Source organism: Mesocricetibacter intestinalis (genome assembly GCF_004363295.1).
Taxonomy (GTDB): domain Bacteria; phylum Pseudomonadota; class Gammaproteobacteria; order Enterobacterales; family Pasteurellaceae; genus Mesocricetibacter; species Mesocricetibacter intestinalis.
In genome coordinates, this window is the sequence record NZ_SNYQ01000010.1 from 1 (window position 1) to 17510 (window position 17510).

10 protein-coding genes are annotated in these 17510 nt (G+C 47.9%); 7 read left to right on the plus strand and 3 right to left on the minus strand.

The genetic code is table 11. From position 1 onward, the window contains the following. The 7 genes from EDC45_RS09420 to EDC45_RS09450 all read left to right on the plus strand — a co-directional run. Positions 1–2859, plus strand: a 2859-nt coding sequence (locus EDC45_RS09420; RefSeq protein ID WP_208107270.1) for a YadA-like family protein, incomplete at its 5' end; no start/stop codon positions are given. A 483-nt stretch (positions 2860–3342) separates the two neighbouring features. After that, entirely contained in the window at positions 3343–4470 is a 1128-nt protein-coding gene (gene carA / locus EDC45_RS09425; protein WP_133545761.1) for a glutamine-hydrolyzing carbamoyl-phosphate synthase small subunit, read from the plus strand. 132 nt (positions 4471–4602) lie between these two features. Continuing rightward, positions 4603–5253 (plus strand): leucine efflux protein LeuE, encoded by a 651-nt coding sequence (gene leuE / locus EDC45_RS09430; protein WP_133545763.1) that lies wholly within the window; start codon positions 4603–4605, stop codon positions 5251–5253. Between the two features lie 34 nt (positions 5254–5287). Then, the gene (gene carB / locus EDC45_RS09435; protein ID WP_133545765.1) at positions 5288–8497 is read left to right on the plus strand and encodes a carbamoyl-phosphate synthase large subunit; all 3210 of its coding nucleotides are present in this window, start codon (positions 5288–5290) and stop codon (positions 8495–8497) included. Positions 8498–8855: 358 nt separating this feature from the next. Continuing rightward, complete coding sequence (locus EDC45_RS09440) at positions 8856–9971, plus strand: MBL fold metallo-hydrolase (protein WP_243728783.1); 1116 nt, start codon at positions 8856–8858, stop codon at positions 9969–9971. A 136-nt stretch (positions 9972–10107) separates the two neighbouring features. Then, positions 10108–11256: an iron-containing alcohol dehydrogenase gene (locus EDC45_RS09445; protein WP_133545767.1), complete on the plus strand. Its 1149-nt coding sequence runs from the start codon at positions 10108–10110 to the stop codon at positions 11254–11256. 271 nt (positions 11257–11527) lie between these two features. After that, positions 11528–12922: a cytochrome c peroxidase gene (locus EDC45_RS09450; protein ID WP_133545769.1), complete on the plus strand. Its 1395-nt coding sequence runs from the start codon at positions 11528–11530 to the stop codon at positions 12920–12922. A gap of 238 nt (positions 12923–13160) precedes the next feature. Here the strand turns inward: EDC45_RS09450 and glpC are convergent, their stop codons facing one another. Genes glpC through glpA form a run of 3 tightly spaced genes read right to left on the minus strand, consistent with a single transcriptional unit; the run spans position 13161 to position 17387 of the window. After that, a complete protein-coding gene (glpC, locus tag EDC45_RS09455) occupies positions 13161–14432 on the minus strand; it encodes an anaerobic glycerol-3-phosphate dehydrogenase subunit GlpC (protein ID WP_133545771.1) in 1272 nt (423 codons plus the stop codon). Further along, on the minus strand, positions 14432–15715 hold the full coding sequence (gene glpB, locus EDC45_RS09460; protein WP_133545773.1) for a glycerol-3-phosphate dehydrogenase subunit GlpB: 1284 nt from the start codon (positions 15713–15715) through the stop codon (positions 14432–14434). The genes glpC and glpB overlap by 1 nt, the downstream gene beginning before the upstream one ends. Next, complete coding sequence (gene glpA, locus EDC45_RS09465; RefSeq protein ID WP_133545775.1) at positions 15705–17387, minus strand: anaerobic glycerol-3-phosphate dehydrogenase subunit A; 1683 nt, start codon at positions 17385–17387, stop codon at positions 15705–15707. The genes glpB and glpA overlap by 11 nt, the downstream gene beginning before the upstream one ends. Positions 17388–17510: the final 123 nt, after the last annotated feature.

Consider the following 17510-nt stretch of genomic DNA (forward strand, 5'->3'; position numbering starts at 1 on the left):
GGCAATGTCATCACGGAAAACGTAACCCGTGAAGTGGCGACCATGGACGACGGTCTTATCTTTGCCGGTAATAATAACGACACGCTTAACCGCCACAAATTGAACAGCCAAGTCAATATTGTGGGCGAAGGTGTGGAGAAAGAGGCTTCGGAAAGCTTCGTGAGTGCGAGCGGTAATATCAATGTGAAAGCGGACGGTAACAACACCCTGACCGTTCAGTTAAATAAAGATATTAACCTGGGCAATAACGGTAGTCTGACCTTGGGTGATACCCGCTTGGATAACAATGGCTTGATTATCCAAAACGGCCCATCGGTAACCACAACAGGTATTAATGCCGGAAATAAACTTGTTACGAATGTTACAAGTGGTGTAGAAGGTTCTGATGTAGATGGAAGTACATGGCAGGAAAAATTTGCCAATGTAACAGGTGATGCCTTGAACAATGCGGTGAATGTTGGAGATCTGAAAAATGCAGCAGCGAATATTACTAATAATACGCTGGCGCAAACAGGCTTTAACTTAGCGGCGGCGGCGAAAGATGGCGGTACCTATGTTGTGAAAGAGGGCCTAACTGACGCGGATAAACGCATTGCCAATAATGAAACCTTCAAGCTGACGGCCGGTAAGAACATTGCTATTACCCAAGTTGAAAATGGTTATGAAATTGCCGCCGGTAATGAAATTATCATTGGTGAAAAAGGTGAACCGGGACAAGAAGGTCAACCGGGTAAACCTGGTGTTGACGGCAAGATCGGGGTACAGGGTAAAGACGGTGCTTCCGTTGTGCTCAACGGTAAAGACGGCTCAATCGGTTTAACCGGCCCGAAAGGTGCGGACGGTAAAGATGGTCAATCGGCCAATATTACGGTAGGCAACGGTCAAACCACGCTAGATCCGAAAGACGGCAAAGATGGTCAGGATGGCAAAGACGGCATTACCCGTATTGTGTATGAGACCACCCGTCCGGTATTGGATGAAGAGGGTAAACCGAAAACGGATGATAATGGCAATGTCATCACGGAAAACGTAACCCGTGAAGTGGCGACCATGGACGACGGTCTTATCTTTGCCGGTAATAATAACGACACGCTTAACCGCCACAAATTGAACAGCCAAGTCAATATTGTGGGCGAAGGTGTGGAGAAAGAGGCTTCGGAAAGCTTCGTGAGTGCGAGCGGTAATATCAATGTGAAAGCGGACGGTAACAACACCCTGACCGTTCAGTTAAATAAAGATATTAACCTGAGCAGTAACGGTAGTCTGACTGCCGGTGATGTAAACACAACCAACTTAACCGTAGGTAATGTAACCGATAAAGACGCCCCGAAAGTAAGCTTTACGGCGGAAAATGCCACGACGGTAAGCGGCAATGAGGATGCTTCGGGTGCCGCATTGAACTTAACCACTAATGGTAAGCCGACACAGATTACAGGTGTGGGATCGGTATTAAATACCAGTATGGTCGGTTCATCATCATTGCTTAATTTGGGCAACTTAAGCACTGCCTCACTGAACTCGGTGGCCACGGTACGTGATTTAACCAATATGGGTTGGTTAGTATCGGCAAAAGGTAATGATTATCTGGATACGGTAAAAAATGCTAATGAAGTAAAATTCATTGGAACCGGTCTTGCTAATGTTACCGGAGAAACTAAAGATAACGTTCGTGAAATTACCATTGATGTTAAGGGTAAATTAATTGAAAAAACCGTTACAAATGAAAATGGCGATTTGATTATTACCTATACGGACGGTACAACAAGCACTGTTCCGAAAGGACAAAAAGGTGATCCGGGCGAAAAAGGCGAATCCGGTCAAAAAGGTGAAGAGGGGCCTACCGGTCCGCAAGGTCCTAAGGGCGAAGATGGCGCTACCGGTCCTCAGGGCCCGCAAGGTCCTAAGGGAGAGGACGGCGCTACCGGACCTCAGGGGCCGCAGGGACCTAAGGGTGAGGACGGTACCGGCGGTCAAAACGGAAATTCTTCCGACTTAACTCTGGGTGAAGGTCAAACTACCATCGATCCTAAAGATCGCGGCGAGAATATTACCCGTGTTATCTATGAAAGCACGACTACACGTCCTGTAATGGATGAGAAAGGAAATATTGTCCTTGACAAAGACGGTAAACCGGTTATGGAAACGGTAACGGTTAAACGTGAAGTGGCCACTATGGATGACGGTTTGGAATTTATGGGTGATACGGGTACGGTATCTAAACAAAAATTAGGTTCGCGTGTCGATATTGTCGGAGCGGAAACCGAACGTTCAACAGGTTCCGAACAAAGCGGAAAAGCTAAGAATATTACCGTTAATTCAGACGGTAAAGGTAAGCTTGAAGTGAAACTTGCCGAAAATATTGATTTAGGTGATAAGGGCTCCATCCGTACCGGAGATACGGTTATTAATAATGAAGGCGTTACCGTGGGTAATACCAGCATTAAGAATGACGGTATCCGTATTGAAAACGGGCCTTCGGTAACCTCTAAAGGTATTGATGCGGGTAATAAAGTTATCAGCAATGTAAAAGAAAGCGATGTGGATACGGATGCAGCAACCGTCGGACAACTGAAGAGAGTTGCGGGTAACGTTAATCACATTAATCAGAGAGTGGATAAACTGGATAAACAGGTTCGTGGTATTGGTGCTAACGTAGCAGCGGCAGCTTCATTACCTCAGGTGTATATTCCGGGTAAATCTATGGTATCCGCCGCTGCCGGAGGATATAAAGGTGCATCCGCTGTGGCTGTGGGTTATTCCAGAGCCAGTGATAACGGCAAACTTATTCTGAAGCTTACCGGAACGGCCAACTCCGAAGGAGATTACTCCGGCGGTGTTGGTGTCGGTTATCAGTGGTAATCGCCCGTTAAAGGGAAAAGCTCGAACTTTTCCCGCTGCCTAAAATAGATTAAATCCGCATATCAAAGCCTTAAGGGTGAGTAAGATGCGGATTTTTTTATGTTTTATTGGTAAGCCGATAGGGACGGAATCCGGCGTTGCTTGGAAAAGAGCGGTCAAAAAATTGAAAGTTTTTATATGAGAATAAGTATGTTCGAGAGGCCTCGCTTTTACTAACGGATAAGGGAGAGGTTGCTTTGAGGTCGCTAAATATTGAGTGAATTTTATTATATTGGACTGAAGTGATTTTTTATGCTAAAAAAGTGAATAAAAAATCATATGAAATTCGCTTGAATAACTTACGGCGCTTCATTAGAATAGCGAGGCTTGGCAAAGCCAGACACAGTTTAGTTAAGGTTCGTATTCCGACCCGGATTGCTAAATTGTGGTTAATGAACATTCGTAAGTGTTCAACCTGACGATTACATTTACCAGGAGTAATTTATGTCTGAACCTGCAGTTTTAGTACTGGCGGACGGTAGCGTTTTTTACGGTACATCCGTCGGCGCCACGGGTTATACCCTTGGCGAAACGGTGTTTAATACCTCGATAACCGGCTATCAGGAAATACTCACCGACCCTTCTTATTTTCAGCAAATCGTAACTTTAACCTATCCCCATATCGGTAATACCGGCACCAATCCAGAAGACATTGAATCCGAGCGGGTATATGCCGCCGGTCTGATTATCCGTGATCTTCCTCTATTGCATAGTAATTTTCGTGCCAATCAGAGTTTAAGCGATTATTTAAAAGCCAATAATGTGGTCGCCATTGCGGATATAGACACCCGTCGTCTGACCCGGATTTTGCGCAATAAAGGCGCACAGGCGGGCTGCATTATGTGCGGTGAGATTGATGAAGACAAAGCACGGGAATTGGCACTAGGTTTCGGTTCCATGGCGGGTAAGGACTTGGCTCGGGAAGTTACCGGCCGCAAGCCTTATCGCTGGACCCAAGGCGAGTGGCAGCCGGGACGGGGCTATGCCGAGGTAGAAAATCCTTTATTTAATGTTGTCGCCTATGATTTCGGGGTGAAGCATAATATTCTCAGAATGCTGGCGCAGCGTGGTTGTAATATTACCGTAGTACCGGCCGAAACAAGTGCGGAAGAGGTGTTGGCATTAAATCCGGACGGTATTTTCCTGTCTAACGGCCCCGGCGATCCGCAGCCTTGCGATTATGCGGTGTCGGCAATTCGAACCCTGTTGGCATCAAAGAAACCCATATTCGGTATTTGTCTGGGACATCAGCTATTAGGACTGGCGGTCGGCGCAAAAACCAAAAAAATGCCTTTCGGACATCATGGTGCGAATCACCCGGTACAGGAGCTGGCTTCACAGAAAGTTTTTATTACCAGCCAGAATCACGGTTTTGAGGTGGATGAAGAAAGCTTGCCGGAAAATGTGTATGTAACCCATCGTTCCCTGTTTGATCACTCGGTTCAGGGGATTGAATTGCGCGATCAGCCGGCATTTTCTTTCCAGGGCCATCCGGAAGCCAGTCCGGGACCAAATGATATCGCCTGTTTGTTTGATAAATTTATTGCCAATATGCGCGCCGCAAAAGCCTAAAGTGCGGTCAAATTTTTCATTATTTCAGGCGAAGTTAAATTATCGCATCAAGCTGTTTTAACTGTCTGACAAACAAAACAGAAAATAAGGGTTTTACCCTGAAATTCCGTTCAATACGAAGGAATAAAGACAATGCTCGGTATTACGGATCCCATTACTTACCTTATCGGTGTTATTACTATTATCCTGCTGCCGGGAGCAAACACCATGTTTAGCTTAACCGTTGCGGGGCGTTATGGTATTGCCGAAGGTTATAAGGCGGCAGCCGGTATTTTACTCGGGAATAGCGTGCTGATGGCTATTAGCGCTCTGGGCGGCGCCTCGTTATTGATGGCGATTCCCCATCTGTTCGAGTTATTGCAAATGCTGGGCTGCGGTTATTTAACCTATATCGGGGTGAAAATGCTGTATGCCGGACTAGGGCGTTGGCACAATAATGGCGGGCGCGTTAAAGCGGTACCGACTCCGGTGAAAAGCGTACGGCATATTTTTCGGCAGGCGTTTTTGCTCAGTTTGCTGAATCCGCAGACCATTTTCTTTTTTCTGTCTTTTTTCGTTCAGTTTGTCGATCGCCATTATTCACAGCCGATATTAAGCTTTTTTCTTCTGGCCGGAATTTATCAGCTGGTGTCATTGATTTATCTGAGTATTCTCATTTTAAGCGGAGCATCGCTGGTGGCTCGGTTCGGGCGGAGCAAACCCCTGGCCGGCGCAGCGATGTCATTAATCGGATTTGCCTTTATCGGTTTTGCCGTAAAACTCTGGACGGCAAGCATAAAGTAACGAACCCCCTACTAAATAAATATACGGAAGCACTATGCCAAAACGTAACGACATAAACACAATTTTGATTATCGGCGCAGGGCCGATAGTAATAGGTCAGGCCTGCGAGTTTGACTATTCCGGCGCACAAGCCTGTAAAGCCTTACGTGAAGAAGGTTATAAAGTGGTACTGGTTAATTCCAATCCCGCCACTATTATGACAGATCCCGATATGGCGGACGTTACCTATATCGAGCCCATAACCTGGCAAACGGTGGAAAAAATCATTGCGAAAGAACGTCCCGATGCCATTTTGCCCACCATGGGCGGTCAAACCGCTCTTAATTGTGCGCTGGATTTATCCAAACAGGGCGTGCTAAAAAAATACGGGGTGGAATTAATTGGCGCCACGGAAGATGCCATCGATAAAGCGGAAGATCGCGGCCGCTTTAAGCAAGCGATGGCAAAAATCGGCCTGAATACGCCGAAATCCTTTGTATGCCATAGTTTTGAAGAAGCCTGGGCGGCACAGGCGGAGGTCGGCTTTCCGACCTTAATCCGGCCTTCGTTTACGATGGGCGGATCCGGCGGCGGTATCGCCTATAACCGCGATGAATTTAGCGCAATCTGCGAACGCGGCTTTGAAGCTTCGCCGACCCACGAACTATTAATCGAACAATCGGTGCTGGGTTGGAAGGAATATGAAATGGAAGTGGTACGAGACAAAGCGGACAATTGCATTATCGTCTGTTCCATTGAAAACTTCGATCCTATGGGTGTACATACCGGCGACTCCATTACCGTAGCACCGGCGCAGACGCTGACCGATAAGGAATATCAGCTGATGCGTAACGCTTCATTGGCGGTGCTGCGCGAAATCGGGGTGGATACCGGCGGTTCTAACGTACAATTTGCGATTAATCCGGCTAACGGCGAGATGATTGTGATCGAAATGAATCCTCGTGTCAGCCGTTCTTCCGCCCTGGCTTCGAAAGCCACCGGTTTTCCTATTGCCAAGGTAGCGGCCAAATTGGCGGTGGGTTATACCCTGAATGAGTTGCGTAATGATATTACCGGCGGTTTAATTCCCGCTTCTTTCGAACCTTCCATTGATTATGTGGTTACCAAAGTACCGCGCTTCGCCTTTGAAAAATTCCCGCAGGCGGATGATCGTCTGACGACGCAAATGAAATCCGTCGGTGAAGTGATGGCGATGGGACGTACCTTCCAAGAGTCCCTGCAGAAAGCCTTGCGCGGTTTGGAAACCGGCATTTGTGGTTTTAATCTGATGTCGGAGGAAGCGGAAAAAATCCGGCGCGAACTGGGTAACCCGGGGCCTATTCGTATTTTGTATGTGGCGGACGCTTTCGGGGCCGGTTTCAGTTTGGAAGAGGTACATCATTACAGTAAAATCGATCCTTGGTTCCTGATTCAGATTCAGGATTTGGTACAGGAAGAGCTGGCTTTGGAAAAACGCCGTTTGGAGGATTTGGATCGCGATGAGTTGCGCCGTTTGAAACGCAAGGGCTTCTCCGATAAACGCATTGCCCAATTGACCCGGAGCGATGAAAGTGCGGTCAGAAAACGCCGTTATGCTTTCGATTTGCATCCGGTGTATAAACGGGTAGACACCTGTGCGGGCGAATTTAAATCCGATACCGCCTACTTGTACTCCAGCTACGAGGAAGAATGCGAAGCTTACCCGTCCGAACGTAAAAAAGTGATGATTTTGGGCGGCGGGCCTAATCGTATCGGGCAGGGAATTGAATTCGACTATTGTTGCGTACATGCCGCTCTGGCATTACGCGAAAGCGGTTTTGAAACCATTATGGTGAACTGTAACCCAGAAACCGTATCTACCGATTTCGATACCTCGGATCGTTTATATTTTGAACCCCTAACCCTGGAAGACGTACTGGAAATCATTCATGTGGAAAAACCTTGGGGCGTAATCGTGCATTACGGCGGCCAAACGCCGCTTAAACTTGCTAACGCTTTACATGAAAACGGGGTAAATATTATAGGTACCTCCGCCGATAGCATTGATCTGGCGGAAGATCGCGAACGTTTCCAGCAGGTGTTGCACGCACTGAATTTGCGTCAGCCGGCCAATCGAACCGCACGTAATGCGGAAGAAGCGGTACGCCTCGCCGATGAAGTGGGTTATCCGTTGGTGGTACGTCCTTCCTATGTGCTGGGCGGGCGGGCGATGCAAATTGTGTATAACGACGAAGAATTACGCAAATATATGCGTGAAGCGGTGTCCGTATCCAATGATAGCCCGATTTTGCTTGATCATTTCCTGAATAATGCCATTGAAGTCGATGTGGACTGTATTTGCGACGGCGAGCAGGTTATTATCGGCGGTATTATGCAGCATATCGAACAGGCGGGTATTCACAGCGGCGACTCCGCCTGCTCTCTGCCGCCTTATTCTCTATCCGCGGAGATTCAGAACGAAATTCGCCGCCAGACCAAAGATATGGCTTTTGCTCTCGGGGTGAAAGGGTTAATGAACGTACAGTTTGCGGTGCAGAACAATGTGGTTTATGTGTTGGAAGTTAACCCGCGCGCCAGTCGTACGGTGCCTTTTGTCAGTAAAGCCAGCGGCCGTCCGCTGGCGAAAATCGCCGCCCGCGTAATGGCGGGGATTAGCCTGAGCCGGCAACAGATCGAAGGTGAAGTGATTCCGGATTTCTATGCGGTAAAAGAGGCGGTATTCCCATTTATTAAATTCCCGGGGGTCGATACCATTTTAGGGCCGGAAATGAAATCCACCGGTGAGGTCATGGGGGTTGGCGCCACTTTCTCCGAAGCTTTCCTGAAAGCTCAGATTGGCGCTGGAGAGCGTATTCCGAAAACCGGAAAAGTATTTGTCTCGGTAGATGATGCCGATAAGGCGCGATTATTGCCGATTGCACAGCACTTACAGGAACAGGGGTACGGAATTTGCGCCACCATGGGGACGGCGAAATTCCTGCGTGAACAAGGGGTTTTTGCTCAGCCGGTGCATAAGGTACGCGAAGGGCGCCCGCATATTGTAGATGCCATTAAAAACGGCGAAATCGCAATTGTAATCAACACCGTCGGTAGTCTGCCGGAATCTATTGCCGACAGTCATGCTATACGGCGTACCGCATTACAACATAAGGTCTTCTTGCAAACCACATTGTCCGGTGCGGAAGCGCTGGTGGAAGGGTTGAAAAGCCTGGATAACTGTGATGTTTATTCAATACAGGCGCTGCAGCACAAGCTCGGTGCCTAAGCTAAAGAGCTAACTTTAAACGGAACCGTATTAGGGTTCCGTTTTTTATCCCGTCGCTTTTCCCTTCAATGCGAGAAAAAAACTTGGCAAATTTCGACCGCACTTTATTTATGAAATCTGCTCATAAGCGCATTGAGTTTTTCTTTACTAATGCTTGTTGTGCTTTTTTATTATAATAAGCATCTTCTATCGGCAACGGAAAACACCTTCCTCCGCTTGAGTATATACCGAGTGTTAGTGGTTAACCTTTTGTTTTATAGAGCTTATTTTACCGAAGCGGAGGAGGTTGTCATTTCGTCTGCAGATTAATTTGGGTATTATTGCCTAGAAAACGGATGAAATAACCACAGGGAAAATAATGTTAAAAAATATTTTTATCGCACTTATTCTACTGATTGCCTTTGTATTAATCGGTGCTTACTGGTTTATGCACAGCAAGCCTTTCGGACGTTATCCTGAAGGTGAACGCCTGCAACGGGTGGAAAGTTCGCCGAATTACCATCAGGGAGAATTTCGCAATCTTTCGCCCAAGGCGCAATCTACCCAAACTACGAAAAAACCGCGCTGGCAGGTGTTCTACGAATTTTTATTCGAACAACGGGAGAATCTTCGTCCGCAGCAGAAATTACCCGGGATAAAAACCGATTTAAAAGCCTTACCCGCGGATCGAAACTTTTTTGTCTGGTTCGGCCATTCTTCCTATTTATTGCAGCTCGAGGGCAAACGTTTTCTGGTGGATCCCGTTTTAGTTGCAGGTTCACCTTTATCTTTTATTAATAAAATGTTTGAAGGCTCAAATCTTTACGGCCCGCAGGATATGCCGAGCATAGATTACCTGATTATCACCCATGATCATTGGGATCATCTTGATTATGAGGCGGTAACCGCACTGCAACCGAAAGTCGGACGGGTCATAACCGGGCTTGGGGTAGGCGCGCATTTGGAATACTGGGGTTACCCGGCAGATAAAATTATTGAATTGGACTGGGATCAACAGGTTCGGCTAGAAGGCGAATTTCGGGTTACCGCACTGCCGGCGCAGCATTTTTCCGGGCGCGATTTAACCCGTAATAAAACCCTGTGGGCCTCTTTTATGCTGCAGACGCCGCATGAAAACATATATATCGGCGGTGATAGCGGTTACGGCGATTTCTACCGGGATATCGGCCGTCGTTTTCCGCATATTAGTCTGGCGATTATGGAAAACGGTCAGTACAATCAGGACTGGTCGAATATTCATATTCTGCCGGAACAGTTGTTGCAGGCGATTCGGGATTTAAATCCGCAGCGGGTGATCGGTGTGCATAATTCTAAATTTGCGTTGTCCAAACATCCTTGGAAAGAACCCTTGGAAAAACTGTTCCGAGGCGCACAGCAGCAGGGGTTTAATTTGTTTACGCCGATGATCGGCGAAGTTTTTTACTTTAGTGAAGACAATCAAGAGTTTACCAAATGGTGGGAAACAATCCGCTGACTTCCGTCTGGATAAGGGTAAAAAAACTTGGCTAAAAACCACCGCACTTTAGGTGTATCCGGGGAAAAGGTTATATGGGGTAACCTCCCGTTAAGGGATTCAACATAACATTCATGTAATAAAAGGAGTGATAATTATGTATCAATTTAGTTTTTATAATCCGACTCGAATCGAATTCGGCGCTGAAAAAGAAAAACGGATGGGTGAGTTTATGGCTCAGTTCGGAGTGTGTAAAACACTGATTGTGTACGGCAGCGAGCGCATTAAAAAATCCGGTTTATTTGATTCCGTGGTTGCCGGTTTGAAGGAGAAGGGAATTGAATTCGTCGAAATGGGCGGGATTAAAAGTAATCCGGTGTTAAGCAAAGTCAATGAAGGTATCGTCTTGGCGAAACAATTCGGGGCGGACAGTATTTTAAGTATCGGCGGCGGTTCTTGTTTGGACAGCGCCAAAGCCATTGCCGCCGGCACCTGCTATGAGGGCGACGTATGGGATTTCTTTATCGGGAAGAAAGTGGAAAAAGCACTGGCGATTTTCGATATTATGACCCTTGCCGCTACCGGCAGCGAAATGAATTCCGGCGGCGTAGTAATGAATGAACAAACCTTGCAGAAATATTCAATTAAGGGCACGCCGCTGTTCCCGAAGGTTTCCGTAATCAATCCTCAACTACAGTCCACGGTTAGCCGCGATTATCTGGTGTATTCCGCGGCGGATATTATCGCCCATTCCATTGAAGGGTATTTTACCGCCAGCATTCAACCGGAAATTATCAATATGCAAATTGAGGCGAATATTAAAACTGTGATTAAAACCACCGAGATTTTACTTGAAAATCCTCATGATCTGGATGCGCGCGGCGATTTTGCTTGGGCGGCGACCATGGCTCTAAACGGGTTAACCTATGTCGGTACCAAAGGCGCCAGCTATCCCAACCATATGATCGAACACGCCATGAGTGCTGTGTGCGACGTGCCGCACGGTGCGGGTTTATCTGTGGTGATGCCGGCCTGGATGAAGTGGTGGAAAAAGCGTAATCTCGCCCAGTTCGAACGTTTTGCCAGAGAAATTTTCGGATTACAGGGGGCCGATGCGGGGATTGAGGCATTAAAAGCCTGGTTTGACAAAATCGGTACCCCGACCACATTGGCGCAACTGAAGATTGAAGGTAAGGTGCTGGAGCAGGTAATTGATAACGCGACTCAGAACGCCCTTGACTGGCAAATGAGCGATATTTATACCCGCGAAGCCATCGCCGAAGTATTTGCGCTGGCAAAAAACTAATTAAAGTGAGTTAACACGAGGCCCTTAGTCTAATATTTCGGCTAAGGGCGTATTTTTTATAGTGGAATCTTTGTTTAATACTGAAAATCAGAGCGGATTGTTAGCGGGAAAAAGGATTTTTATGTAATAATATTGCCGTTAGCTATCGATTCGATAGGATTTATATATTATATTTATCGAAAAAGATTCAATAAACTAACATAAAATATGGGGATAATATATCCCCGCGTTTTTTCTCACTGTTACAACAATATCCATGGAGGATTGCTTTATGAAAAAGCTCGTGTTGCTAGGAACAGCCGTTGCCGTAGCAGGTTATTTAGGCACGGTAGCCTATCTTAATCAATTTGATAAACGGCAGGCCGAAACCTTATTGAGTGCCAGTTCGCTACAGGATCCGCAACAGCGTGCGGTAGCGCAAATTCTGTATAAAAACGGTTGCCAGTATTGTCATACCCCCTCAGCGGAATTACCCGCCTATAAGCATGTTCCCGGTATTAGCGGGCAAATGCGCCAAGATATCGCCGAGGGTAATCGTGTCTTTCGTTTAGATCGCTTATTTGAAGGTATGCAGGATCCGGATAAACTTTCCGAAGCGGATCTGGCAAAACTTGAGCGCGTGCTTTTAAACGACGAAATGCCGATTTCCAGCTTCCTGCATTTGCACTGGGGTTCACGCCCCGACGAAGAGGAAAAAGCGATCTTATTTGACTGGATTCATGCCCAACGCGCCGCTCATTTCTTACCGAAGCTCGTTGAGGGCGCGGATGCCGCTCGTTTCGTACAGCCAATACCGGATAAGCTACCTACTGATCCGGCACAGGTGGCTTTGGGTGAAAAGCTTTATCATGATACACGTCTCTCTAAAGACGGAACGGTTTCCTGCCACAGCTGCCATCAGCTGGATAAGGGCGGTGCCGACGGGCTGGCGACATCTACCGGGATTTACGGGCAGAAGGGCGGAATTAACGCTCCGACGGTGTTTAACGCCGCCTTTAATAAATTGCAATTCTGGGACGGCCGTGCCAAGGATTTAGCTGATCAAGCTTCCGGCCCGCCGCTAAATCCGGTGGAAATGGGCTCCGACAGCTGGGAGCAGATTTTAGCTAAATTCTTAGCCGATGAAGAATTTAAGGCGGAGTTTTTAAGCGTATATCCGGAGATCTCACAACAGACTCTGACCCATGCCATAGCTGAATTTGAGAAAACCCTGATTACCCCGAACAGTCCTTTTGACCGTTACCTAAAAGGGGATAAAACGGCGTTAAACGATAGCCAGATCCGCGGTTATCAATTATTCCAGCAGCATAAATGTGATACCTGTCATACCGGCACTGCATTGGGCGGACAATCCTTCGAATACATGGGCTTATACGGCGATTATTTTGCCGCACGAGGTACACCGTTAACGGAAGCGGACGAAGGTCGTTATGCGAAAACCAAGGATCCGAGCGATATGCATAAGTTTAAGGTACCGACATTACGCAATGTGGCCCTGACCGCCCCTTATATGCACGACGCGCGCACCGATAAATTAGACGAAGCGGTTCGTATTATGCTGCAATTCCAAAGCGGTAGCAAAGTGGTGGAAAGCGAAGTACAGGATATAACTAATTTCTTACATAGCCTGACCGGCGAACTGCATGGTAAATCCTTAGCGAAGTAAAGCGCCCTTAGCGCTTGTAGTGCTACCTGATAGCGACTTATTTTCTTGTTTAGCTTTATAAGTGGGGACGAATTCGGTAAAGACGGCGGCACAGAATAACTGAAAGTAAATGCCCTTGGCCTATTGAGGCGAAGGGCATTATATTATCCGGCATCGGTTAACAGATGAGAAAACTTTCCGATTTTAGACCGCTCTTTTTGTTCGGATTCGGTTGCAGCAGTGCGGTCATTCGGCCTGCTTATTTCAGCGCCATGGCAAGTAGGGTTATCGGATGAATACAGGTAACCTCGGAAGACATATCAATTTGCCATTTACAGGTCTGGCATTCGGAGATGACATAATCAAAACCGCCCTGATTAATATGTTCAAACAGCGTTTTCCCGATAGCCTGAGACACCTCATAGTTTTCCGCCTTAAATCCGTAGGTTCCGGCAATACCGCAACATTGCGAAGGCAGCATTATCACTTCCAGCCCCGGAATCTGTTTTAACACTTCCAGCGTGTATGGCGCCCAACCGGCTTTTTCCACATGGCAGGCGGTATGATAAGCCACCCGCAGTTTAAGCGGTTTTAAGGGGAGACGTTTGCCCCGGTTAAATAATTTATACAGATAAGGGGTAACCATATGAATATGGGGTCTGACTTTGGCATTATCGATTCCCAGAATATGATGGTATTCATCACGCAGATTCAGCGTACAGCTAGAAGCTTCGCTGATTACTTCCAGCCCGTTTTCGTCCAACATTTTACCGATAAATTCCGTATTGAAACGGGCGATTTTCTTGGCTCTTTCCGGAAAGCCGTTAACACTTAGCGGTAAACCGCAGCATTTTTCCTTTTCCAATAGGACCACGCCGATATCCATGGCGTTAAACACATCAATCAGCTCTTTACCTAATTGCGGGTTATTATAATTAACATAACAACCGTGATAATAGGCGATTTTTTCCGGATATTCCGCCTGTTTGGCCGCCGCTTTTTTCAAATACCAGTTACGGAAGGTACCGAAAGCGTATTTGGGCAAGCTGCGTTGCTTGCTGACCTTAAGGGTTTTTTCCAACAGGAAGCGGGTGGCTTTCAGTCCGGTAACCTTATTAACAATCGGTGCCAGCGGCGTATTCAGCGAACCCATAATATCCGTATTGCTTAATACCGCATCGCGCAATTTGTGAATAAGAGGTTTATTTTGGCGATCCACATGGCTGTTACGCGCCCGTACGATAATATCGCCGATTTTTACGTCGGAAGGACAGGCAATTTCGCAACGTTTACAGTTGGTACAGTATTTGAGGGTTTCGTCATAGAAATCCGGACTTTTCAGCCGCAGGCGTTCGCCGTCCGGCCCGGATTGTTTCGGTCCCGGATAGAACGGATTACGGCGGGAAACCGGACAGACGGCGGTACAGGCGGTACATTTGATACAGCTTTCAAAACTTTCGTCCTTATGGGCTTGTGCGGCGGGGTTATTCATGTCCCGTTTCGCACTTTCAATCAATTCCTGAATATTCATTACATTCCCCCGATTCGTTCCGCCGCAATCAGCGCCGTTACTACGGCAACACCGGCGCCACAGCCCAATTCAATGGCATTATAACCGCCGATAACACTGCCCGCCGCATATAAATTCGGTAAAAAACGACCGCTCTTTTGTACCTGGCAATGGGCGTTAATTATTACTCCCGCCGCTTGATAAGGCTGCGGAGAAGAGAAACGTTTATGGGTCCAGGAAAAACGATCCTGCGCCCGGAATTGTTCGGTTTCGATAATATCCGCATCAAATACAGGTTCACGGATTCGCTCAAATTCGGCGCTTAAACCGTTGCTGAAAAAACCGCCCGCAGCGAGTACGAAATTTTCTGCGGCAATGGGTTCTTCCTGATGTAAGCGGGTATAAACACAGGCTACTTTATCACCTTCGAATTCGGCGCGTAGCGCGCGGTCGCCGTTTAGCATCATACCGCCCAGTTTTTCAAAGCGGTAGCTCAGTTGCTTATGCTGGCGGATACCCAGTAATGAAGGCGGTAGAGTCGGCAGTTCGTATAATGCCAAGCCTGTGGCCTGTTTCAGCCCGTTAAACAGAGATTGATCATCCAGTCCGAAACAGGCGGGCAGGAATACCGCTTCCGCATCACCGGCGGCCTGTTTGATTTCCGCCGCCAGTTCATCAAAGGAAAGCTTATGTTCTAAGAGTTGAGCGATATTGACGCTGCGAAATTCACGGGCATCACGGCGTAGCTGATCCAGTTCCGGAATATTTAGAAAGCCGCTTGAAAATTGGCAGTGGGCGAATTGCGGATTGAGCTGCAGATTATCGATCAGCAACTGCGGCTGAAAATCATGATAGCCTTCAATGCCTAGTACCGCAATGCGCTGATGGATGAAGTTCTGATGATTGGTTACGGTCGGTACCGTATTCGGCGATAACCAGGCGGGGCGTAAGCCGCCGATGGCGGTAACCCTTTTGTGGTTTTCCCGAGCCGATCCCGCTAATTCCAAATTCAGCTGATGTAGGATATTTTCAAATTGTGTTGCCTTGCTTTCTACGGCTTCAATTCCCAGTACGCTGTAAGGATGCTGAGGCGCTTGTCGGCGCAGAGATTCAAATGCCGGGCGTAGAGAAGACACGGCGGAGCCGTCCGGCAGGCGGCCGAGTAAATCCATAGAACCCGAGGCGAAATCCAGTGCGGCTTGGCCGTTATTGATAATTACACAGCGTTTGCCCTGTTCCTGCAACGCGATGCCGCAGGTTAAACCGGCAAGCCCGCCACCGATAATGACCACATCAAAATTCATTGTTACTTACTCCTTGCGGCGCTTCGCTCGGTACATCGTTGAGACCGAGCAGACTGTAATAAATCCAGCTGGTAAATTCCGCTTCGCGCAGGGCATCACCCCAGGCAATCGGCTGAATACCACGCCAGCGTTCTTCCATAAAGGAAGCGAGTTGAGTGGTGGATTGGCGCGGCGTGGCAACTTCAAAGCGCGCCATTAAACCGGCGGCGCGGCAGGCGCAAAGTTCCGCCTGGCAGGTACCCATACCGACTCGGGTACGGCGGCGTAAATCTACCAGGTTGTTAACATTTAACTCTTCCACCGCATAGCGGACTTCACCGGCGGTTACCGCTTCGCATTCGCACACCAGGGAACGATCCAAACGTTCTGTTTCAAGTAAACGGGTTGCACGCGAACCATGGCGGTAAACGGCGGAGTTACGAATGGTGGTTGGCAGGGAAACCACTTTTTTACTGGTTTCTTCTCGGCTTTCGCTAGAACCCGGCAGAGGACGTTCGGCGGTTTGGCATTTTTGATTATTGTTGAGTTTTTTACATACCAGATCCGTTGCCCATTCGGCCATTAAGCGGTAGGTCATCAGTTTGCCGCCGGTAATGGTAACAAAGCCATCCAGACCGTCCCGTTCGGCGTGATCAAGTAATACGATACCACGGCTGACGTTACGTCCGGAAGGATCATTGTCGGTGGCTACCAGCGGTCTGACTCCGGCATAGGCACGTAGTACGCGGGTATGGCGCAGGCTCGGTGCCAGTTTTTCCCCTTCGCGGAATAAAATATCCACTTCCTGCGGGGTAACTTCCATATTGTCGATTTGATCATAAGGAATGCGATCGGAAGTAGTGCCTATGACGCAGATGGTATCGCCCGGTACCAGAATATCGGCGTCCGCAGGTTTGCGGCAGCGGTTAATCACCAGATTGTTAATCCGGTGCCCCATCACCAGTAAGGCGCCTTTCGCCGGGAACATTCTGATTTTGAGATCGGCGTATTCGGCAATACCCTGCCCCCAGATTCCGCCGGCATTGACGACGACGGCGGCAAAGAACTGCCGTTCGACCCGGTTGCGATGATCAAAAACCTTTACGCCGATAACGCGTCCGCCTTCACGGATCAACCCCATGACTTCACAATAGGTAAAAATTTGAGCGCCGTTTTCGGCCGCATCAATCATATTGGCGGCAGTCAGGCGGAAGGGATCTACGGAACCGTCCGGCACCACAACGGCGCCGACCAGTTCGGGGTTAACCGACGGCTCCATATGTCTGGCCAGCGCCGGATCAATCGAAACCGCCTCGATACCCGATGCGTTACAGGCTTCAATAAAGGTTTTCTGATAATTCAGATCATCTTCGGGCAGAGTAATAAATAAACCTTTGGTATCGTCAACACAATGGCGGGCGATACGTTTCAGAATCATGTTTTCTTTAATACATTCTTCGGCAGATTCTCTATCGTTAACCGCATAGCGCGCACCGCTATGTAACAGACCGTGATTGCGCCCGGTGGCTCCGGTGGCAATATCACGCCGTTCCAGCAAGATAGATTTCAGGCCGCGCAATGCGCAATCGCGGGCGACGCCGGCACCCGTCGCACCGCCACCGATAATGATAACGTCGGTGCTGATGGGTGAAAAATCACCCACATCTTTGTAAAGCTGAGATGTCATTGCCATGATACCCCCACAAAACTGGTAATAACCTTGAAAAAATAAGTGCTATTTTAAGCCAAATGTTCGTTTTAGAATAGTTTTATGAGCGAAAAAGAAACTAAACTGTGATAAGGTTCACAGTTTTTA